11 protein-coding genes are annotated in these 25,007 nt (G+C 34.1%); 4 read left to right on the forward strand and 7 right to left on the reverse strand.

All coding sequences use genetic code 11. From position 1 onward, the window contains the following. Nucleotides 1–11: 11 nt before the first annotated feature. Together ACN0TY_RS03160 and ACN0TY_RS03165 are read left to right on the forward strand one after the other, a co-directional pair. Nucleotides 12–15,839 carry a T9SS type B sorting domain-containing protein gene (locus ACN0TY_RS03160; RefSeq protein WP_417443333.1) on the forward strand — a complete coding sequence of 5,276 codons (15,828 nt, stop codon included), beginning with the start codon at nt 12–14 and terminating at the stop codon, nt 15,837–15,839. Nucleotides 15,840–15,849: 10 nt separating this feature from the next. Then, complete coding sequence (locus ACN0TY_RS03165; RefSeq protein WP_236958057.1) at nt 15,850–16,794, forward strand: type IX secretion system membrane protein PorP/SprF; 945 nt, start codon at nt 15,850–15,852, stop codon at nt 16,792–16,794. An 88-nt stretch (nt 16,795–16,882) separates the two neighbouring features. Here ACN0TY_RS03165 and ACN0TY_RS03170 read toward each other — a convergent pair whose 3' ends face one another. The 4 genes from ACN0TY_RS03170 to ACN0TY_RS03185 all read right to left on the reverse strand — a co-directional run bounded on the left by ACN0TY_RS03170 (nt 16,883) and on the right by ACN0TY_RS03185 (nt 20,178). Then, a complete protein-coding gene (locus tag ACN0TY_RS03170) occupies nt 16,883–17,704 on the reverse strand; it encodes an alpha/beta hydrolase (RefSeq protein ID WP_417443334.1) in 822 nt (273 codons plus the stop codon). Between the two features lie 24 nt (nt 17,705–17,728). Then, the gene (locus ACN0TY_RS03175; protein WP_417443335.1) at nt 17,729–18,757 is read right to left on the reverse strand and encodes a glycosyltransferase family 9 protein; all 1,029 of its coding nucleotides are present in this window, start codon (nt 18,755–18,757) and stop codon (nt 17,729–17,731) included. Between the two features lie 78 nt (nt 18,758–18,835). Beyond that, complete coding sequence (locus ACN0TY_RS03180; RefSeq protein ID WP_417443336.1) at nt 18,836–19,570, reverse strand: glycosyltransferase; 735 nt, start codon at nt 19,568–19,570, stop codon at nt 18,836–18,838. An 8-nt stretch (nt 19,571–19,578) separates the two neighbouring features. After that, nucleotides 19,579–20,178 carry a DUF4254 domain-containing protein gene (locus tag ACN0TY_RS03185; RefSeq protein ID WP_236957599.1) on the reverse strand — a complete coding sequence of 200 codons (600 nt, stop codon included), beginning with the start codon at nt 20,176–20,178 and terminating at the stop codon, nt 19,579–19,581. A 97-nt stretch (nt 20,179–20,275) separates the two neighbouring features. On the opposite strand from ACN0TY_RS03185, the gene upp reads away from it, so the two are divergent. Then, entirely contained in the window at nt 20,276–20,932 is a 657-nt protein-coding gene (gene upp, locus ACN0TY_RS03190) for a uracil phosphoribosyltransferase (RefSeq protein WP_417443337.1), read from the forward strand. On the opposite strand, the gene ACN0TY_RS03195 is transcribed toward upp, so the two are convergent. Continuing rightward, nucleotides 20,921–21,844 carry a DUF6427 family protein gene (locus ACN0TY_RS03195; protein WP_417443338.1) on the reverse strand — a complete coding sequence of 308 codons (924 nt, stop codon included), beginning with the start codon at nt 21,842–21,844 and terminating at the stop codon, nt 20,921–20,923. The genes upp and ACN0TY_RS03195 overlap by 12 nt on opposite strands. A 48-nt stretch (nt 21,845–21,892) precedes the next feature. On the opposite strand from ACN0TY_RS03195, the gene ACN0TY_RS03200 reads away from it, so the two are divergent. Further along, nucleotides 21,893–22,099, forward strand: a complete 207-nt coding sequence (locus ACN0TY_RS03200) for a DUF6341 family protein (RefSeq protein WP_236957602.1) — start codon at nt 21,893–21,895, stop codon at nt 22,097–22,099. Between the two features lie 78 nt (nt 22,100–22,177). On the opposite strand, the gene ACN0TY_RS03205 is transcribed toward ACN0TY_RS03200, so the two are convergent. Together ACN0TY_RS03205 and ACN0TY_RS03210 are read right to left on the reverse strand one after the other, a co-directional pair. Then, entirely contained in the window at nt 22,178–23,248 is a 1,071-nt protein-coding gene (locus ACN0TY_RS03205) for a hypothetical protein (RefSeq protein WP_417443339.1), read from the reverse strand. A 5-nt stretch (nt 23,249–23,253) separates the two neighbouring features. Then, a complete protein-coding gene (locus tag ACN0TY_RS03210; RefSeq protein WP_417443340.1) occupies nt 23,254–24,945 on the reverse strand; it encodes a DUF6909 family protein in 1,692 nt (563 codons plus the stop codon). Nucleotides 24,946–25,007 lie beyond the last annotated feature (62 nt).

Genomic DNA, 25,007 nt, shown 5'->3' on the forward strand with positions numbered 1-25,007 from the left:
AGCTTAACACTATGAAAAACAACTACTTTACCTTAAATAGGTGTATCCTATTTGCATGCATGTTTTATGCATGTATTTCTTCTTTATCTGCTCAAGTTAAAAATGACTTCGACGTTAGATATCAAGATAATATCAAAGGAGAGATTATTCTTATTGGAAATAATATTGTAAATCGTAAAACTGAAGGTCATTACGAAGGTAGTTGGTGGAATCAAAATTGGGTCGATGCAGAGGAGCCTAATGAAGCATATGATGGAAGCACTAGTAATGATAACTTCAATATGCAATATATAGATGTTGATTCTGATGGATCTACATTTAGTTCTAGTAGTGCTAATCTTTCTGTTCCAGATCCAGATTGTAGTAGAGTAGTTTATGCCGGGTTATATTGGTCTGCTGTATACAAAAAAAACAATCGTAATAATATTGATAGGGTAAAATTAAAAACACCAGAAGGGGGATATCAAAATTTAATAGCAGATGAGGTTTTATTTGATGGACATAATGACTCCGATTTTGGAGAGTATAGCCCATATGCATGTTATAAAGATGTTACATCTATAATCGGGGAATTAAATAGTCCTAGTGGGGAGTATACAATAGCTGATATGCTGGCAAGTTCAGGTAGTTCTATTAAAGGAGGAGTTTCTGGAGGTTGGTCTATTGTTGTTATTTATGAAAATCCAACTTTAATAGGTAAAAAAATTACCACTTTTGATGGTTATGCGGGGATAAAATCAGGGGAATCTCTAGACATACAAGTACAAGGGTTTAATACTCTTCCAGCTCCATTTCCAGTGAATGCTAAAATGGGGGTTATGACTTTAGAAGGGGATAAGGGAATATCAGGAGATCAACTTCAAATAAAAGCTAATTCTAAGAATTCGTTTACGAGACTTTATAATGATGTAAATCCAGGGAAAAATTTTTTTAATGGAAGTATTTCTTGGGAAGGAAATGGAAATGGCGGTGATATAAATCCGAATAGGAATCCAAATAGTGAAAATACACTTGGATGGGATGTTGATCTATTAGAAATAAAAAATAGCAATTTATCTGTTATTCCGAATGATGAAACAGGAGTTACTTTAAGAGCAATTTCTACGCAAGATAAATACGACATCTTTTTTACCTCATTTGATGTTGAGATTATAGAGCCCGATATGCAGCTTACTAAAGAGGTTTACGATATTAACGGAATTGATATTCAAGGAAAAGAAGTTTCTTTAGGTCAGCAAATACAATATGTATTAACATTTGATAATGTTGGAAATGACCATGGAACAAACTATACATTAAAAGATGTGCTTCCAAAGAATGTTGACTTTTTAAGTGTTGAGCTTCCTCAAAGGATTAGCGGAAACTCTGTGAGCTATACGTATGATTATAATACAAATGAATTAGTATTTAATATTCCAGACATATACATTCAAACAAATAGAAATCCTTATACAATAAAAATAAATGTTAGAGTTCAAGAAGATTGCGATAAGCTTAGAGATGCTTGTTCTAATATTATTCAAAATCTTGCTTATTCTACATATAGAGGGGTTTTAAATAATAATGAAATAACAAATGACCCTAGTGTTCGGGGATATGACAATTGTAATTTCGCAGAGCCAGGATCAACGAATTTTTTACCTAATCTCGATCAATGTAATTTTGAAAGAGAAATTGCTATTTGTGGAGACTCTGTAGACTTAATTGCTGGTGAATATTTTGATACTTACCAATGGTTTTTTCAGAATCCAGATGGAACTTATAGAGCATTAACAGGTGTTATAGAAGGTTCTGAGGCAAATATCTATACTGCTACTAACTTCGGAAAATATAAAGTTGAAAAGAAAATAACTGAGCCTTGTAAAGACTTTGATGAGTTTATTACTGTAATCCCAAGAAGTAATAACCTTGAAAGTCCATTTGCAGATGTAGCAGATGAAATAGTTACCTGTACAAATGATGGAACGCAACTTCCAAAATTCTTTTTATGTGGAACCAATGACGACAGAAATCTTAATGTTAGTTTCCCAGATGCTATAGAATTAGTATGGCAAAAAGTAGATGAAAGCTGTGCTGCACTTTCTGATGTTGAAGATTGTCCTACAAGAGATAATTCTTGTACTTGGAATACTGTTGGAACTGGAGATCAGTATTTATTAGATGGTCCTGGAGAATATAGATTAGAGGTAAGATATCAAAATAACTGTTTTAATAGATTCTATTTTAAATCTTATGAAAATTCTGTAGATCCAAAAATCGCTACACAAGATATTATTTGTAAAACTAAAGGAAAAATAGAAATTTCTGGAGTTGGTAATGGTTATGAGTATGCTATTGGATTGGCATCTGCAGCATTTAATTCTTCTACTGCTGCATGGCAAACAACAACGTCTTTTACTGTTAATGTTGCAGGAACTTATAATGTTTATATCAGACAAGAAGGAATCGACATTAATGCGGGAGATAGAGAGCCTTGTTTATTTAAATTCGAGAATGTAATAATTGCAGATAGAGCTTTTGATGTTAGTGCAACTCCTAAAAACGCACTATGCTTTGATGATAAAGGATCTATTAACGTTACCGTAGATGATGCCAGAGCATGGTATACGTATGTTTTAACAGATAGTGATGGAGATATTGTAGCTGAAGAAAGACAAACAGATGATAATAATTTTGTGTTTGTAGGTTTAGATCCTGGAGATTATAAGGTAAAAGTTACTACAATCGATAAATGTGAAGACATTATAGATGTAACACTAACAGCACCAACAGAATTAAAATTAAACGCAGTTATAGATGAGAACGTTGCCTGTAATGACGGTAAAATATCTTTAACAGCAAGCGGAGGTACTCCTAGTTATTCTTATGCTATTTGGAGCTATGTTCCAGCTGCTAGCGCAACAGCTTCAGCAATAAGTTATAGCGATATTGATGATATTCCTGCTTCAGAATATGACATAAATGATCCAAATGATGAATTTATAATTAGTCACGGAGCGGAAGGGAAATATATCTTTTTAGTTACTGATAAAAACAATTGTAATACATTTTCAAATGAGGTTACAATCGCTTACAATCCTCCAATAACATGGAGTTTAGAAAGAACAAATTTAGGTTGTTTTCAATCCAATGATGGAATTATAAAAGTTAATCATGGTTCTAAGAATGGATATTCATTAACATATGTGCTTACTAAACCAGATGGTTCAACAGTAAATTCTTCAGATGGTAATTTTACAGGATTGGCAGCAGGAAGAAATTATGAAGTTACCGTAACTCAAAGTTATGGAAGTCAGACTTGTTCTACTTCAGATAAAATAACATTAACAGAGCCAGATAGATTAACAGCTTCTGCTGGAGTATCTAAATTACCTGGTTGTAATTCTAGTGATGAAACATTAGCAGAAGTTAGAATTACAAATCCGTTAGGAGGAACACCTCCATATACATATAGTTTTGATAACGGTTCTAGCTATGGGAATTCAGCAATAGGAAATCTATCTGCAAATACACACACATTATATGTTAAGGATAGTGAAGATTGTACTTTTCAAATGACAGTTACAATTCCTAAACTACCTGTTGAGCCAACCGCAGAGGTAACTTATACTTATAATTGTGATGGTTCTGGTAACATAGTTTTAACGCCAAGTGTTCCAGATTATGAATATGATTATGATTTAAATGGAGTTCCTACAGATTCAGGAAGTACTTTAAATGTAAATGATTTACCTAATGGTGAGCATACAATTACTATTCATTATAATAATCCAAATTATGTTACTTATTCTAATCTCTTAAATGAAGATTTTGGACAGGGAGCTAATACTTCTAGTCCATATATCGACCCTAAATATTGTTATGAGTCGCAGTATCCAAACGATCCGAGTTCTTGTGATCCTGGGGGAACTAACAATAGAGAAATAAATGATGGAGAATATAGTGTTACTTCTAAAATAGATCCAGGAAAAGGATTATTCTTAGGATGGATTTCTCCAAACGATCATACCGATCCTACTAACCCTAATGGTCGTTATATGGCGATTAACATTGGAGGTGTAGCAGGAGTTAATGGTGTAATTTTTAAGAAAAGAGTTTATGATGTAGTTCCAAATCAAGACATTAGTGTAGAGTTAGAAGCATTTAATTTAATTGGAGAAGGAACTACAAATAGAGATGATCCATTTTTAGTAATTCAATTAGTAGGAACAGATGGAGCTGTAATTGCTGAAACAAATACTGACCGAATTCCCAGACATACCGATGCCAATACTTGGATTAATTATGCGGTTGAATTAAACCCTGGAAATAACGACGAATTAGATATCGTAATTAGAACACAAAATGACGAGGTTAGTGGGAATGATATTGCTATTGACGATATTCTTGCGTATCAAGTTCCAGAGAAATGTGATTTAACTGTAGATATTGATATTATTATTGATGGTGAAGGTTTTGCAGCTAATTTAAACGGAGTTACAGATGCTAGTTGTAGTGGAGAGAACGAAGGAGTTATAGAGTTTGAAGTTGAGAATTTCGATACTACAGAAGGATTTCAGTACTCGATTGATAATGGAGTTACTTGGTCTACAACGCAAACATCTTCTCCTCTTAAAATAGAAAACTTACCAGCTGGAATTTATAATGTACAAGTACGAGATGTAAGAGATACAGCTAATTGTGTAGCAGATTTTGATGCTACAATAGAAATGCCAGATCCTATCACAGTTTCTGCAAATGTGACTTCTCAAATGACTTGTAGTAACAACTATACTGCTGTAATTACTGCAAAAGCAGAAGGTGGAGTAGGAGTTTACGAATATCTGTTAGAAAATACAGGAGGAATAGTAACCGCTTTCCAAGCAAATAATAAATTTACTATAACAGGAATAGCTAATGCTGGAGATTATACAATAACTGTTAAAGATGAAAATGGATGTGTTAGCCCTGTACAGGCAAATGTTACTGTAAACCCTCCAAAAACTGTTGATTTTGATCTTTCTGCTGTAGAATGTTACAATGGAAAAAATGGGGAAATTACAGTTACAGTTAAAGAAGGTAACGGAAATTATCAGTTTAGTTTAGATAATAGCACTTGGCGTAATGCAAGTGCAGCTACACCATTATTATATACATTTAATAATCTTACTCCTGGAACATATAATGTGTATGTAAAGGATGGGTCCGGATGTTCTGAAACAAAACAAATTAAAATTAACGAACAGCTAAGCTTATCGGTTTCTTCTCAAACTAATATTTCATGTTTTGAAGTTGCAGATGGTGCAGCTACAATTACAGTAGAATATTTTGAAACTTCTTATAGTTATACTTTAGATGGAGGAGCTCCAGTTTTAAATTTAACTTCACCTTCATTTGATATAAGTTCATTGACAACGGGAAATCACCAAGTTGTAGTTTCTGATGGTAATGGTTGCTCAGAAGAGATCACTGTTTCTATTGAAGAGCCTACAGCTAAACTTACTTCTTCGATTGTTGTTAAAGATATCACATGTACCAATAGTGGGAGTGTAAAAGTAACTGCTGAAAATGGTTGGGGTTCTTATTCTTATTTATTAGAGTCTACGGACGGAACTATTTCTGTAGGACCACAAAGCAATCGTACTTTTAATAGTTTAACTGTTGAAACAGATTACATAGTTACAACAATCGATGCAGGAGGATGTGAATCTAAAAATCCTTTTACACTTAAAAAAGCAGCATTGCCAGAAGTAACTGTTGCAGCTACTTCAGATTTATGTTATGCTGATGGAGGCGTAAGTTTAACAGCTACAGCTACAGGAGGATTGGCTCCATATCAATATAAGATTAATGGCGGAGCATATCAAACGGCTAACGTTTTTAATAATTTGACTCCAGGTTCATATACCGTTGAGGTTACAGATGCTAACGGATGTTCTGCTACAAGTAACACTCCAATAGTAATTAATGATAAAATTGCAGCGAATGCTAACCTGATTAAAGATTTAGATTGTAGTGCTACAAATGATGCCGAAATTGAAGTAACTATTACAGATGGTTATCCAGGGTATACTTATCAAGTACTTTTAGATGGAGCTTCTCAAGGAGCTGATGCTGCAGTTACTTCGAATCCGTTTACATATACAACTACATCTGTTGGTTCTTATACATTTTTAATAACAGATACAGAAGGATGTACAGTTATAACAAATGCAGTTGTAGTCACAGAAAACACGCCAGCTACAGTTAATCCTTTAGTTACAGAGCCATTGTGTAGTGATAGTACTGATGGAGTGGTAGAATTACAAATTTCTGGAGGGAATGCTCCATATAGTATTGTTTTTAATGGAGGAACAGCATCCTCGCAAACTAAATATGCAGGTCTTGCTGCTGGAACATATGCATACACAGTAACAGATGATAAAGGTTGTGTTACTAGTGGTAACGTTACAGTAAATGCTCCAGATCCTATTATTCCAGGAACAGTAAGCCTTGTTACAGATTACCGTTGTGACAATAGTTCAGCAACTATTCAATTGACAGGATATTCTGGAGGAACACCAGGAACTGCTGGATATCAATTTAGTATTGACGGAAATAATTTCCAAACTTCAGATACTTTTAGTACTGGAATTACTGCTGGAACATATACAATTACTGTAAAAGATGAGAACGGATGTGAAGCTACTGCTTCTATCACTATAGATCCATTAAATAAACCAACAAAATTAGACTTCACTGCAACAGCACTTACATGTCCAGCTGTTCAGGCAGATGTTGAAGTTTCTGTTGTAGGAGGAAATACACCTTTTAATTATGAAATTACTGCTCCATCAGGAAGCGTAGTAGATAATGGAACAAATAATATATTTTCTAATCTAGTAGTTGGAACGTACACTTTTAAAGTGACTGATGCTAAAGGTTGTGAAATAGTAGATACTTTTACTATTAACGATATCCCTAGAGTTGCAGTAAGAATATCAGATTCTTCAGATGTAATTTGTAATGGAGCTTCTGACGGAGAATTTATTTTTGAAGTAAGCGATTTTGTTACTACGTATTCATACGATGTTACAGATGGAGCATCGACTTCTATCGATTCTAATACGGGAGTTTCGACAGCCACAAATACAATTTCAAATTTATCTGCTGGAACTTATACAGTTACAATTACAGATGAAACCACAAATTGTACTGTAGATACTTCAATTACAATTAAAGAACCAGTTGCATTAGACTTTGGAACCACAATTACTGATGTAACATGTCTTACTAATGGATCAATAACTGTAAACGCAACTGATGGATGGGGTAGTTATGAATATCAATTATCAGATGCTGCAGGAACTACGGTTATTAAAGGATATCAAAAAAATAATACGTTTACAAATATCGCTGCAGGAACATATACTGTTTTTGTGAAAGATGGAAAAGGTTGCGAAATAAGTAAACCAATTACTTTAGACCCTGCAACACCGCCATCTATTGCTATCGAAACTTCTTCTATTGTTTGCTATGACTCCACAAATAGAGCGTCATTAGACATTAGTGTAACGGGAGGAATAGCTCCATTTACTTATACAATAAATGGAGGAGAATCAAATGCTTTAACACTTACAGGTGGAACTTTTACAATTTCAGATCTATTACCTGGAGCTTACAATATTGAAGTTATTGATGCATACGGATGTACTTCTAGTGCTGTATCCACTACAATAGAGACTCAACTATCAGCTAGTAGTTTAATTACAAAAAGTTTAGATTGTACCGCTTCCCCTAATGCTGAGATACAAGTTACTCTAACAGGAGGTTACACTCCATACGCAGTTTATGAAGTAAGTACTGATGGAGGCTCAACTTGGTTTGGATCTACTACTTTTACAGGAAATATGTTTACATATAATCCAGCTTCTGAGGGAACCTATATGTTTAAAATAACAGATGCTCAAGGTTGTGAGGTAACAACTCAGAAGGAAATAGCACCGATTTCTACTCCAGTAATTTCAAATGTCATCCCTACAAGTGTTACTTGTAATGGTAGCGAAACAGGATCTTTAGAGGTTCAAATTGATAATTCTGTGGGAGTTTCTCCTTTTACAATAGAGGTTTTTGAAGATGACGGCGCAGGAAACCCTGTAAATTCCAAAGGGACCCAAACTACTAATTTACCAGCGGGAGAATATATTGTTATTATAACAGATGCTAAAGGTTGTGAGTCAGCACCATTTAATGTTGAAATAACAGAATTAGCGCCTATTGCAGCAAATGCAGTAAAAGTTGATATCACCTGTGGCGGCGTAGGAGTAGGAATGAGTTTAGGATCTATAACTATAGATGCTACAGGAGGAACAGCCCCTTTTACATATGAAATAAGAAAAGATGATTATTCTTATTCTGATAGCCATAATACATCTTTAAGTTCAAATAGTCACATTTTCGATAATCTTAATTATGGTGATTATATTATAAGAGTTGAAGATGCTAATGGATGTGATTATACAGAAACAATAACTGTAGGAAATCCACCTAATTTAATACTATCAGCATCTACTATACCTGCATGTTTACCTGGAACAGGGATTATGACAGTAGAGGCAAATACTACAGATGGGAATCTAACTTCGGGAGATTTTTATTTTGCTACATATCCAAATGTAGACCCATTTTCTCCAACAAGTTCTAATTGGTATAAAGCCACAGATGACCCTAAAAACTTAGGATTTAATACAGCTTATACATTTACAAATTTAGATCCAGGAGTTAGTTATACATTTATAGTCCATGATGCAAATACAGGATGTGAATTTGTAGAGGAAGCTTCGGTAGATGTGGCGGCTAATTCATCATTAGTGGCTATTATAGATGCACAAAGTAATGTTACCTGTGTAAACGGAGGTGACGGTTCAGTAACTTTTACTGTCGACCCATCTTCAACAGATGCAACCTCTATTAATTATGAAATCTATGATAATAATAATTATACAGGAACAGCCATAACAGGTTCTACTACAGAAGGAGTAGCAACCACACAAGGAGGGCTTGCTCCAGGAGAATATTATATTTATTTCGAAGAAATTGGAGGTACAAACTCAGGTTGTAGCAATGCTTCAGATACATTTATTATTAATGAATCTCCAAGAGCTTTAGAACTATCAGCTGCTGCAACAAATGATAATTGTGCTACAAATGCGGGTGTTATAACAGCAACAGCAAAATATGGTACAGCACCTTATGAATATCAGTTTTTAGATAGAACGGCTGCAATTCCAAGTGCAACAGATGGAGGTTGGACTACCAACTCTACAGCAAATGTAGAAGCTGGAGACTATACGGTTTATGTAAAAGATGCTAATAATTGTATTAAAGAATATGATGTATCGGTACTTTTAGATACAACTCCAACTATATCGGCAACTACAACCAACCAATGTACAGCTGCTGAGAGTAATTTCAATGTAACCCTAACATTGGGTACAGAAGGAGTTGCTCCATATTATGTAAGTGTTGATGGAGGAGCCTTTATTGAAGTAACAAACTTTACTAGTACCGGAAGCACACAAGGATATTCGCTAGTAACTTCTGGCACACATATTTTTGAAATAAAAGATAGTAATGGCTGTGGAGAAATTATCTCTACGGAAGTATATGCTCCGTTAGATATAGAACCTTCAATTACTGCATCAGAAACTTGCGTGCCAGGAAATTCCGGAGAAGTAACAATTACAGTAGCTGGTGGTTCAGGGAATTTCTCTTTTGAATTAATTGAAACAGGTGCAACAAATACAACGGGTATTTTTACTGGTTTAGATGATAGTACATCATATAATTTTAATATAACAGATGTAGATTCTGGTTGTACTGAGCAAACCACAATTACGTTACCAACACCAGTAGCGCCAACATTTGCTTTAGTAGGTACAGATATAAGTTGTAATGCAGGTAATGACGGAACAATAACTGTTAATCTAGATCCAGGGAATGTAGATGTACCATATACATACACATATGCCCTTAAAGGATCGGTAGCAGGAACTCCTGTAGCTAGTAATCATTTTGATGGTTTAGAAGCTGGAACTTATGAGGTTACTGTTATTTCAAATAAAGGATGTCAAACAACTAAAGAAATTACTTTAGGAGAGCCATCACAATTAGCGATCACTGCTTCAGCAAGCGCTTATACTTGTGATGAGAGTGCTAGCGTTGTAACTGTAAATATTATAGACGATGCCTCTGGAAACCCTTCAGGAACGGGACCTTATTTATACAGTTATGACGGAGGAGCTACTTTTAAATCAGAAAGTACATTTAGTGTAGCTTATGGTTCGCCTTCGGTTAGTGTAGTAGTAAAAGATGCTAATGGATGTGAAGATGATGTATCAGTTACTATTCCAGCAATGCAAAAAGTTACTGCCTCTATTTCAACTAAACAAGGAATAGATTGTAGTAATGGTGAAGAAATTATATCAATTGATGTAACAGGAGGATCCACAAATTATACATATACCGAATTGCCTAACGGAACGCCAGTAGCAGACCCAACAAATATTGTTATTACATCGCCTGGTAAATATGTTTATGAAGTTTATGATACTACAACCAATTGTTCTGCTATTGTAGAACATACCGTTGCACCTTACGATTTAATAGGTGTTACAGCAGAGGTTACAGTAGACGAAACGTGTAGCAATAGTAATGATGGAGAAATAACTGTAACAGTTACTGGGTATACAGGAACATTTAGTTATCAAATATTAGATAGTGCTGGAGGTTTTGTAAGTGGAGGTTCAGGAAATGAAACTGCAACTTCTGATCCTTATACCTTTATTGCTTCTTCAACATTAGACAGTGGAATCTATTCCGTACAAATAACAGAGACTGAAACTCCTTTATGTAGTGAAATCTCTAATAAAGTAACAATAGACGCTCCAGAAGAGATAGCTCTTCAATTAATATCGAATACCAATGCAAATTGTAATGAATCTAACGCTATTGTAACGGTTCAGGCAACAGGAGGAACAGCACCATACACTTATGAGGCAGTAGCTCAAGGAGTAGGAGAGCCTAATACTTTTACTTCGGATAACACGCTAGAATTAGATCCAGCAACGCCATCATGGGATATTTATGTTAAAGACTCTAAAGGATGTATTGTAATATCTCCATTAAATGTAAATGTTGCTACTGAAACTATTCCAGATATCACTTTATCCCTTGTTGATGAATGTGCTGTAGAAGGAGCATTCTCAATCGAAGCAACTTTAACAGATGCAGTAAATGTAGGAGTGCCTCCATATAGAATTAGTTTAAATGGAGCTCCTTTCCAGAATGTTACTGCATTCCCAGTAGTTTTCTCTGGATTAAAAGCACAATTACATTCAGTAGAAATAAAAGATATTAATGGGTGTGGAGAAACAGAAACACTTACCATTTTACCAGAATTAAAATTATCAGCTTCTGTGAATACACAACCTATTTGTGGAACAGGAGGAATAATAAATTATACAGTTTCTGGAGGATCTGGAACAAATACGGTAGAATTATTTAAAGCTGATGGAACTGGATCTGGAATTACTGCCACTGGAAGTCAGTTTACAACAGTTCCAGAAGGAAATTATATTGTAAGAGTAACAGACGGAACAACAAACTGTAGTAAGGAGCAAACAATTTCTCTTGAAGCTCCAACTCCAGTTGATTTTAACCTTGATAAGAAAGATATTTCCTGTCATGATGCAACAGATGGTTCTATAGAAGTATTATTAGATGCTTCGAACGATCAGCCTCCTTACACCTATAATTTATATGAAATAGATGCCCTTAATGGTAATTTAGTAAGTGGTGGCGTTGTTGCTACTCAAACAGGGAACAATACAGTGTTTACTAATCTACCTGCTGGTTTTTACAGAGTTATCACTACTTCTAATAGAAGTTGTGAGGACATAAAAGAAATAGAAATTATTAACCCGCCTGCATTAGCAATTAGCGCAGCGGTTACAGATAGTTGTGATCCAATTAATGGATATGACATTACGGTAACACTAACAGATATAGGAACACCTCCATATAGTTTAACGGTTAATGGTGCTGTTAGAAATGTAACTTTTGAAACAGATGACACTTATGAAATCCATGGACTGAATCCTGGGAATCATACTATTGGGATAATTGATGCTAATGGTTGTTCTTATACCACAGCAACTGCGATTACTATTGTCCCATTAAATTTCAGTGCGCAAGTAACTACGTTGTTAGATTGTGAAATGCCAACGCCAGCTGGAAATGCAGTAATTACTGTAGCTGACATAGCAGGATCTGGAGATTATGACTATTCTATTGTAGGACCAAATGGTGTAACTGGAACAGGATCTGCATCTGCAAATACTTTTACTTGGAATGGAGCTTCAGAAGCAGGAGATTATATTATAACGGTAACTGATACTAATGTTGGTTGTGCGATAGAAAAAACGGTAAATGTTCCTGAAAAACTATTTCCACAACTTTCTATAACTAAAGAGGATGTTACTTGTTATCAAGCAGAAAACGGAAGTATTACAGTTGCTGCAATAGATAATGGGACGGGGCCATTTACCTTTGAAATTACAGATATCGATGGTCTGACAGTTTCAGTAGCTCCAGATAATACAGCTCCAAGTTATGAAGCTACTTTTAGTGATCTAAAAGGAACTGAAGCAGGAACATCATATACAGTAACAGCAACGTCAACAACAAATGCTTGTACTGAAACGATTTCTGAAATAATTACACAGCCAACAGAAATAGTAGGACTTACTGCTTCTGTAGATCAGTTTACATGTACTCCAAGTACTAATATAAACTCTATTGCAAAAGTAATTGCAACTGCACCAATTGGAGGAACAGGAAACTTTAGGTATGAGTTTGTATACGATAATGGAACGCCAAGTGACCTTTCTGATGATAAAACACAGAATTCAACACGCTTAGAATATTTAGTCTCTAATCCAATTGGAGGAGAAGTAACAGTAAGCGTATTTGATGAAAATGGCTGTTCTCCAGTAAGCACTTCTGTAACAATAGATCCTTATGTAGGATTAGATGCTTTAACAACAAACGTTATTCAGCCTACATGTAATACAGGAGATGGAGAAATTACAGTAAATGCTGTATTAGAATCGTCTATTGGTAGTGCAAACTTTATATACGAAATACGTAAGCCAGATGGAAGTACAGAAGCTTCTTTACCTGTAAATGCTGATAATTATACATTCTCAGGTTTAAATAAAGGAAATTATGTACTTACTGTTACAAATGTTGCTACAGGTTGTCAATTAAAAACAACAGCGGCACTTAAAGATCCTAACACATTTGAAGTTGAGGTTGAAAAGATCCAAGATGTATTGTGTTTTGATTCTGAGACTGGAATTGTAGATGTTAAACTTATAGATGCTACTTATACTGGTAACTTTACTTGGAGTATTTATAATGCAGAAGATGATTCTTTCGTGAAATCTGGAAACCAAGCTGATAATAGCGGAATTAATTTATTTGCAGGAGCTTATTATGTTGAAGTTTCGCAAACAGATACACCTTTCTGTAGCAATAGAGCATATTTCACTATAAACCAATCAGAAAAACCATTAACACTTGATGCTGAGATTTCAAAATTCATCTCATGTACAGACAGTGGTGAAATTACAGCTTCGGCAACTGGAGGATATGGTTTCTTTGAGTATCAGTTAGTAGATGATTCTAACGGAAACGTACTTCAGTCATGGAGTGAGGATAATGTATTTGAATCACTTTCAGCAGGAACATATAATGTATATGTTAGAGATTATGAAGGATGTGATAATGTCTTCACAACATTATTACTTGAGCAGCCAAATACCATTGCAGCATCAGCAATTCAAGCAGATGTAATTCAATGCGAAGGAGAAACTACAGCAAGCATTACAGTAAATAGTGTTACTGGAGGAAGACCAGAGATAGATCCTTCAGCAAACTATCTTTATATTTTAAACATTTTAGATGCTAGCGGAACTATTGTAAGTAGTAATGCTGCACAGACATCTAATACGTTTACAGGACTTCAAGAAGGAAACTACAGTGTAACCGTAACAGATAACTATGGTTGTGATTCTGATACGAATCCTGTAACTATTACTGCGCCGAACGAAGTTGTTTCAGCATTAAGAATAGATAAAAATAATACATGTAATACGGGTGCTACCCTAGAATTAACCGCTAGTGGAGGTACAGGAAGTGGATATGAATATAGTACTTCTGCAAACGGACCATGGGTTAGTATGGGAGGAAATAGTATTAATATTTCTGTACCACAACCAATCACTACGGAAGTAACACATCAATACTTTGTTAGAGACGGAAATCAATGTATTTCTGATGTTTCTAATGCAGTAGTAACGAAACCAATTCAACCGATAAAAATTACACCTACAGTAGTAACAGATGTAAGTTGTTATGCGGAAGCTACAGGATTTATAAAAGTAGATGTTGCTGGTGGTTTAGGAGATTATTTATATACGTTATATGATGTCTCTGGAAGCGTAGTTGTGGTGCCTCAGCAAGAAGAAAATACGTTTAGCAATTTACCTGCTGGTGTATATTATGTGGAAGTTGAGAGTGGAGATTGTATTGCTGAAGAGCGTGTACAGATAGAAGAAGGAAACGAGTTAACTTCTAAGGAGCCTGTAATTACCAATCCTATGTGTTCTGATGATTTGGGTAGAATAGAACTTGAACTTCAAGGAGGTACAGGAGAGTATCAATATGCTATTTCGCCAAATCTAGATCAATTCCAAAGCAAAAATGTTTTTGAAGATTTAGAGCCTGGAACGTACACTATAATTGCTCAAGATTCTAAAGGATGTAATCCATTTGTTTATAAGAAAGAGATAAAAGCACCAAAAGCTATCTCCGCAAAAGCAAATATCTTAGAGAAAGAATTTTGTCAAGGTGATAAAACAGGAAGCTTTGAAATTAATATTGAAGGAGGAACAGCGCCTTATTACACGGCATTAAATACACAAGATGACGATAAGTTTGAATTGAGTAAAACGATGTTTGAAGGTTTAGAAGGAGGAGAAACTTATGTTGTCTTTGTTAAAGATGCTAATGGATGTTCTACGAATGTTATTGTAACGTTAGATAAATCTGTTGACCTTTCACCTAAAGCTGAAGTAAACCTTACATGCTTAAATAATAGCTCAGCAAATGAGGTTGAAATAACGTTGGCTGAAGAAGGGTTAGAAGACATTATTTACAAGATGGATGATGGCGAAGATCAATTTGAAAATGTATTTAAGAATGTTGCGCCTGGAGAGCATACTGTTACTGTTTCTTATTTTGGATGCGAAAGAAAAGTTGACTTTACAGTAGACGCTATCGATCCATTAAACTTAGCTGTAGGACAGAGTAATATTAACCAGTTTACAATAGAGCCTTCTGGAGGATCTGCTCCTTACGAGTATTTTATAGATGGAGTTTCTAATGGTAGCGATCCTGAATATGTAATTAGAGAAACGGGTACTTATCAAGTTAAAGTTATTGATGCTAATGGCTGTGAAGTAATGGCGCAGATAGCAATGACATTCATTGATATTGATATTCCAAATGTATTTACTCCTGATGGAGATAATAACAACGATACATGGACTCCTGGAAACACACTCCTATACCCAAATATTGTCACTAAGATTTACGATCGTTACGGAAGAGTTATCGCAGAACTTCGCATCGGAGACGAATGGGATGGTACTTATAACGGATCACTATTACCAACAGGAGATTATTGGTATGTTATCAAGCTTAATGGAGCTAGTGACGATAGAGAGTTTGTTGGACATTTTACACTTTACAGATAAAGAAATAATGATGAAAAAGTATCTTTTTATAATAGCAATCACCGTAGGAATTTCTGTTAAAGCCCAGGAGTTAACGCTTCCTACGTTTACGCAATATTTAGCAGATAACGAATTTGTAATTTCCCCAACGTATGCTGGAATTGGAGATTATGTAAAAATTCGTGGAAATGCTTTAACACAATGGGTGGGTATCGAGGATGCGCCAGATACCCAAACCCTTGTTGGGGATGTTCGTTTAGGACAAAAATCTGGGGTAGGAGCCTTATTTTATAATGATAAAAATGGAAACACAAGGCAAATGGGAGCACGACTTTCTTTTGCGCATCACCTTACAATAGATGATGCTGAAGACCGCTTCCTTTCCTTTGGAATCTCTTATAATATTAATCAGTTTCGTCTTGATATTAATAACTTTAATGTTTCTGGAGACCCAAGTATTACGGATGATAGATCTACTACAAATCATAATTTTGATGTCGGTATTTTGTATCGTAGTGGCGGATTCTTTGCTAGTTTCAATGCTTCCAATATTTTAAATAAAGAGCTTAATGTATTTGCTATTAAAGAACCAAATCGATTAAGAAACTACTATGTGTACTCTGGGTATCGATATAAAAAGAATATCCGTTCTGATTTTGAATGGGAACCATCTGCTTTCTTTCAGTATTTTGAAAGTGATGGAAGGTCTAGTACCGATATTAATATGAAAGTTCGTTATTGGGACTTTGAGGACTATTATTGGGCAGGAATAAGCTACCGCTTCTTAAACGATCAGTTCTTTAGTCCATTAAATATCGGACCAATGGTTGGATTGAAAAAAGGAAGCTTTTACTTCGCTTATTCGTACCAATTAATTCTGAATGATATTCAAGCATACAGCACAGGAACACATATGGTAACTATTGGATTAGATATCTTCCAAGGACTTAGTAATTGCCGTTGTACGATGCGTTAATTTCTTAACTGCCGACTTTGTATAACTAAGAATTGGTAACAAGCATCGCTTTTTTAATAGCTAAAATTAGATTTGATAATAGAAATCTTTATTCTTTAGTTTTACTAAGTTCTTTTATGTTTTTAACTAGTAATGGAAATGCAGGCTCCGTCATTCCATGTCCGTAGCCATCCATTTCGTATAACGTAGTGTTTTTATGCCCTGCAACTTTCATCATTCGCATTAAATAAGCATTTTCCTCATACCTCCCGAGCATTTCTAATTCTCTATCTCCTGTAATTAATAAAAGGGGAGGAGCATCCGCTCGAACATGATACAAAGGAGCTAAACTATCTACAATGGGCTGTGTACCAGGAATTCCTCTTTCTTCTCTTACTGTAAAATGGGTAATTGTATGTCCGCTAAATGGAATCAATCCAGCAATATTATTAGCATCAACTTCAAATTTTGCTAAATAAGATTTGTCTAAACCAATCATACTTGCCAAATATCCGCCTGCAGAATGACCAGAGACAAAAATTAATTGAGAGTTTCCATTATAATCGTCAATATTTTTAAATACCCAAGCTACAGCTGCCGCTGCATCTTCAATATATTTTGGAGCTTTTACTTTAGGGTACAAACGATAATTTACCCCAACAACTGCTATGCCTTTATTTTTTAATGCATCAGGTACTTCCTTGGAGCCGCCCGTTAGTCCGCCACCATGAAACCAAACTACTGTCGGATAGTTTTTTAAATCTTTTGGGTAATATAAATCTAATACACAACGCTCGTTAATATATTCATCAGTTGCATTTGTAGTTTCATTGTAATAATGAATATCATTTTTTGTTGTGTAGGTTGTTTTTTGTGCAACTCCAAGAGCAATATTCAGTAAAAGAAATAAAGCGAATAATATTTTTTTCATGATAGGTTGGTTGGTTATAATTTTTTAGGAAAGAACTTCTTCAATTTTACTAATTACTTGTTCGGGTAAAATAGTTCTCATTACGTCTTTATAATCTTCAGGAGCTTTATTTCCGTAGATAGAAGTTGGTATGAGCGGATATTTTTCTTTATCGGAAAGTAATGCAGAGCTTTCTGGTTGCTTGTAAGGATAGAATCCAGCATACGGATGCGTAACTCCCCAAAGTGTGATTGTTTTTACGCCAAACATAGAAGCTAAATGACCATTTCCACTGTCCATAGAAATCATTAAGTCTAAATGAGCTATAAGTTGTAATTCCTCTTCAAAAGAAATCTTTTTAAACGTAAAAATAGTATTCGGATATGTTGAGGTGAGTCTCTTTAATTCAGTTTCATCTTTTGGACCTCCAAAAAGAATAATTTTGTAGTTGTTACTTTTAGATAAATAATCAATAACTCGCTCCATTAAATCTATCGGATACATTTTCGTGTCAAAAAAGGCAAAAGGCGCAATGCCAATCCATTTCTTTGTGTCTTTTCCGAGTAAATCGTGGATTTTAGATGGTAAATTAAGCTTTTCAGGAAAGATATCTTTAGAAAGGTCTACTTGGCAGCCCAAAGCTCTAAAAACGTCTGCATAACGCTCTAAAGTTGTTTTTAGAGGTTTAAATTCTTTTCCCGAAACTAAATTTCTTTTATCCGTTCTGCCTTTGTCGATAGTTTTAGAAGAAACACCCTTTAATTTGAAAAGAGATTTTATCACATTGCTTCGTAAAGACCCATGTAAATCTGCTATTTCTGTGTATCCGTTGTTTTTTATTTCTGAATAAAATTTAAGCAATCCTTTTAAGCCTTGGTGTTTCTCGCGGATATCTGCAGTAACAACATTAATCCCTTTTACTGTTTCAAAAACGGGTTTTAAAAAGGATTTTGTAGCTACCGTTATTTTGATATTTTTATTTTGCTGAAGCACACAGCGAAGTACGGGTACAGCAATGGCTCCATCTCCAATATCAGAAAAACGAATTACTAAAATATGTTTTGTGGGATTCATAAAATTAATTTCTCCTCGCTTATATATGTAGCGGCTATTTACATAAAGAATGCCTTTTGTCCAAGCGAATTATGCTGGTTATTTCCAATAATCGGCTACCCATTTTGCAGGACGTACATAGCGATACCATTTTCCTTGTCCGCCTTTAATAGCTTTGTGAGGATTGATTTCCCCATGGAAAATAATAATTTTTGATCCCTCAGGAATTTCAGGAACTTTCCAAAAAGCAAACGGAATTCTAGATACACAATCGTATTTATAACTTGGGCACCATTCGGTAGGCCAGTAGTTTAACATTCCTTTTTCATGAACTGCCCAAGACAAATACTCTTGTTCATTTCTATGATCTTTTCTTATCGTATCAAAATTTTCAACAAAATAATCATACACATATCCGTGTTTTCCAATTTCAAATCTATAAACAGATGAATTACCTGTAATTCGCCATTGTTTATTGTAGTCTTTAATAATCATAAAAGGATTGTCATCTTCAAAAAAGCAATCAATATTATCTACAATAACAACATCTAAATCCAAGAAAAGAGCCGTTCCTTCAAGGCCATAAAGATCTTCTTTTAATGTGGTAAGTTTTTTCCACATACGCTCAGGCAAATTGGATTTTAACTTCACCTCAGGAATCGGAAAACACTTAACATCATCGTCAATCCCTTTTTCATCATCAGTAAAACAAACCATAGTAAATGGCAACGATAAATTACGTTTTACCATGCTGTGTAAACGGTTTACATAAGTGGCGTCGTATAAAGTACCCCATTTCATGCAAAAAATATGTATGTCTTTTTTATTATCCATTTTATATTTTATTTCTTGTACAATACAGGGTTTAAATTTTCGTCGTTGTACATTTTCATCTGCTTGTACACCTTCATATATTTATCTCCTGATTTAATATCCGCTAATAATTGATCGATTGCTAAAGAAAGATCTTCCTTTTGTTCCAGTAGCACGTCTAATTTTGTTTGACATTGCTTTTTATGAGCTTCAGAAGCATTTTCTCTTGTTGCTTCTTCTTTCATATGATAAATCTTTAATGCCAGAATAGAAAGACGGTCAATCGCCCAAGCGGGACTTTCAGAATTAATTGTAGCATTTTCTTTTACAATAACATCTTTGTATTCTTGAAGGAAATAGCTGTCTATAAATTCTACGGTATCTGTACGATCTTGATTAGAAGCATCAATTTTACGCTTTAAAACAAGGGCTTCTTCTGGATTAATATTAGGATCCCTAATAATATCTTCATAATGCCATTGCACCGTATCAATCCAATTTTTTCTGTAAAGAAGGTGCGTAATAGCATCTTTTGGATACGGATTTTCAAAGGGTTGATCTACCGTATCTTTTATATGATACTTTTTAATACTCTCTTCAAAAACATTAAAAGCAAGTTCGCTAAACATTTAATTTTGACTTTAGAGTACAAATATACTTATTTAAAGTACGTTGAATTTAGAGAATGCCGTAAATTTGAAGTATGTATTTTTAAATCTATTCGTCATGACAATTCATAATTTAAGTAAAGAAAATTCTATTGTTAATCATTTTTTAGCTGAATTAAGAAATGTAGATACTCATAATGATAGAATGCGTTTCAGAAAAAATATAGAACGTATAGGAGAAATCTTAGCTTATGAGATGAGTAAAAGTTTACATTTTTCTTCTGAAGAGCTAGAAACTCCTTTAGCAAAAACTACTTCTAATCTTATAGATGATGAGATCGTAATATGCTCCATTCTGCGAGCAGGAATCCCTTTACATAACGGACTTTTAAATTATTTTGATTGGGCAGATTGCTCTTTTATATCAGCATATCGTTACCAAACTCCAGAGGATGAATTTGAAGTTAATGTAGAGTACCTTGCCTCTCAAAGCTTAGATAATAAAGTTCTGATTCTTGCAGATCCTATGTTGGCTACTGGGCAATCTATTTTAGCAACTTTCGAAGCATTAACAAGAGTAGGTTTGCCTAAAGAAATCCATATAGTTTCTGTAATTGGAGCACAACCCGGGATAGATTTTTTAAAAGGGAAGCTTCCAAAAGACACAAAATTATGGATAGGAGAAATAGACCCCGAATTAAATAAAAAAGGATATATTGTTCCTGGTTTAGGAGATGCTGGAGATTTAGCTTACGGAGAAAAACTACAGAAATAAAACAATAAAAGGAAGCAGAATAAAGGACCAAAGAATAAGTTCTTTTATCCATACCCTTTTTAAATTCTCTACATATCTAGCTATAATAACCGATAGTGGAAATATCCAAAAAATAAGTTCTGAGGTATTTGCCGTTTCAGAGAGAATAGCTATTATAATTCCTATAATTAGCATAAGCATCACAAGAATCCCTGGGACTCTGGTAACAAAGGATTTACTTTGCTTTTTCACAAAAAAGAATAAAGAACACCAACCTCCCATAACACACACAAAAACAAAAGGGACAGTATACTTAATGTTTTCAAACTTTTCAATTACAAATTTCGGAGAGAACTGTAATAAAGAAAAGAACTTATCTAAATCTTCCGTTAGATAATAATATGTAAAGGTGATAATGAGTACAGTAAAAAGTGCTGTTAATGGAATTAATAAATTCCTATAATCATTCTTTTTATATAAGAAAATACCAGCATAAACCATTATAATAAATAGGAGTGACCAGCTATAAAAATAGGTGGCCACAAACACCCAAAGAGAAGCATCGAAGATTTTTATTTCAATATCTCTATTAGAACGAATACTCACTAATCTTCTAAACGACAACAGTATAAAAAGATTCGCCAACAGTAAATTTAACTGATTGAAAATTTTGGGAAATAAGCAGAAAAGTAACACAAATAAAAAAATTGTATAGGAGTTACTCTTGGTCAATGAGTTTTTTCTGTTGATAAAGTCTACAAGGAATAATGATATAATAACTACAATAATAGATTCAATAAGATTGAAAATTACACCCTGGTTAAAAGGAGCATCCAAATAGAAAAAGTAACCGCCAATTAAAAAAAAGGAGATAAAAACACCAAGAATTATAAAATTTATAGGATTAGTTCTTTCAAAAATGCTTGATATCATGACAGGTTTTTGTATTTTTGTGCTGTAAATTTAATATATCTTTTACTGATGAGTGACTTTTTCTATGGTATTCAGGATTTGTTTGAGAACATTTTGTTCATTCCTTTAGACGCTTTACGATTTTTAAATAGTTGGTGGTTATCTAATATTATCAACTGTATCTTTATAATCATTGGATTCATTGCATTCTTTTTATGGATGAAGCAAATGATAATTTATAGCGAAGAAGAAAAAGATCCGTATTATAACTCTTAATATTGTTATCAAATAACGAATCATAAAAAAATCCTATCAATTTTAATTGATAGGATTTTTTTATGATTATACTTTTCTCTAAGCTCTTTCTTGTTTAGCGTATTCTTTTAGGAATTTATTAAGTTCTAATAATGATAGTCCTAATAATACCAATCCTAATAACGCAATTGGAATTAAGAATTTATAACTTTTAATTAATCCTTTTGCTTCCACACCTCTCCTTGGGAAATCGGAAATTACGTTTACAATCTCAGATTTATTAGCTTTCTCTTGATTAAGATCTACAATACTTTGTTTTATAAAATCAATTTGTCTGATTAAAGCCAATTCTTTGTTCTGTTCCGAATTACCACTTTCACCCAAACTTATGTTTGTTCCTTGCATTGGCTTGTCAGCCTCTTTTTCCATTACTCTCTTGTATAATCCTTGTAAAGAGTCAATCTCTACTAATTGCGTACGTAAGATGCTATCTTGAAGCGTTAAGTTAGTTTGTCTAATGTTCTTCTGAATTTTAAAATAATCGTTAGAAGATATGGATCTTATAATAGGAGCTTGAATTTTCTTGGCTACCTTATTATCAGTTGCTCTAACAATAATAGTATGAAAACGAGCATCGAAAGAATTAAAGTTTTCTAGATATTTTTCCATATCTATAGCTTTCCTAGTGGTAGTATCTAGACTCCTTATGAATTGATCAAACAATTTTATTTTCTGATTCTCATCAGAATATGAGTCAGCTTCAATTTCTTTAATGCTTGCAGCTTCTTTCGGACTTATATTAAATGCTTCTGCCAATGCAGAAGAGTCTTTTGCTTCGGCTAATTCATTATAAAATTTAATGTTATTGTAAAGCTGCTGTACACTCTGGAAATTTGGTTCCAAAACCATTGTAGAAACATAAACAGGCTCTTTTTTATAATCTAGATAGCTACCTATTATAACACCAACAACACCAGCTATAATAAATTTGATAATATGCTTTTGGATAAAAAGCATAAAACCAATAAGAAGGCCAAAAATGCCTTTAAAAATATTGCCGATAAATTTGAAGAATTTTTTAAATCCATCCCCAATTAATTTGAATAATTGACCCAAATCAATCTCTTCAGAATTGTTATTCTGATTGTTAGGTTGAATATTTTCACTCATGCTGGTTAGTTGTTTTTGAAAATTTGTTCTAAAATCTTTCTTGTTATTAAATATGTAGGTTTAACACCTGTAATTCCTAATCCTCCAGAAGCTAATGTACTTCCAGTTTCTAATGGATTGTCAGAAGCATAATATGCATAGCGTACCTTTACATCTTCAGAAATACTCTTACGTATTTTTGAAGCCGATTGGATAGCCTTTTGGTAATGCGCTCCTTCCATCTCTAATCCGATAACGTTCCATGTACTATCGTAAAAGAATTTCAATATGTCTTTATTTTGTAGGGAAGTTCCAAGAACACTTATCATTGTTCCTTCGAAAACGCGTAGATCGTTTCCTTCAAAATCTTCCGCACAAAGTTCATTTTTAAATGGATAATTATCTGCTGTTCCTTCAAAAATATGGGCATTCGGAATCATTAAATCCCCTTTTCCTCCTTCTAAAATACCAGCTTTTCCCATAATAGAAACAGAACCGATATTCAAGAATTCATTTTTCTCTCCCTTTGTTTTGAATGGTTTTAGAAGCTCGTCTATTGTTTCATAGGCTTGCTCTCCAAAAGCATAATCCATTACAAATAATACTGGCATATTATCTTTGTCAGTATCGGCATCAAAAGTAAAATTTATTTTGTCAAAATCTATCTTTGATGTGTCAAAAATTTGAACATCTATATTTGTACCCGATGTATCGTCTATTGCAATCATTCCACTTTTCTCAGCATAAGTACGTACTTTCGTTCTAAGCGTAGAGTTTGCGGGCTGACTCAGCAACTCATAAACGTCATAATCGTTTTTCTGACTGCTGAATTCTTTCTTTAAAACTGCCGATGCAAATAGAGAATTCATAACACTATGCATGTTTGCACTTATAATATGAATCGGTCTGTGTAATAAATTATTCTTTTTTAAGATGCTTTTTATATTGTTAGCCCATATCTCTCCATGGATATGATGCCCCAAACGCTCTCTTAAAACTGGGCTAAAAGTAATAGTCCGTTTATTGCCGTCTATTAATTCTTCTAGCGCGATTTTTCCCATCCAGTAAACTATTTCTAAGAAACGTTCTGGATTGTCTTTTGTAGCGAAAAGTTTATGAGCTGCTAAACATTCTTCAAATGTTCTTCCTAGAATATTGGATGCATGACTTAAAGCAACTTCCCTTTCAGGTTGCGTAAGTTTATTCTTTAAAACTGCTTCTTCTAATTTTTTCCAATCGCGAATCGTTTGTCCTGATTCTTCGATAAATACATTTCCTGCAATTTTATGAGATTCTATAAATAAAAATGTAAGATGCGTTAAGATGTCATAAATATCAGATCGTCCTCTGGTAATCTCAATATTCATCTGATCATCATCTATTCGGTAGCAGTTTCTTCTCCTTTTTGGAGGGACAATCACCTCAAAACTCGAATTCTTATAACCTTCTTCCGAAGTTAAATTTATATATCGACATTGTTCTATTCCAATAGGTAGTCGGTCAAGGATATACACCAAACCGTTGAGTTCTACTTTTGGTTCTGCAACAGAACCATAAATTTCTGGTCTTAATTGTAATAATGACTCTCGTAATGTTTCTCCAGAGACTCCCATTGGTTTATAAAAACCACGATTAAAAAGGTGTCTCATAGCGATATACATTCGCTCTATAGCTCCTGAAGATTCTTGAGCTCTCGTTCTAGATTTTATTTTACTCATATGATATTTTACTGCACAAAAATACAAGTTCTTTTTTAAATCTCACTATTTGAGTTTAATTC

The organism is Joostella sp. (assembly GCF_048266025.1).
Taxonomy (GTDB): domain Bacteria; phylum Bacteroidota; class Bacteroidia; order Flavobacteriales; family Flavobacteriaceae; genus Galbibacter; species Galbibacter atrarenae.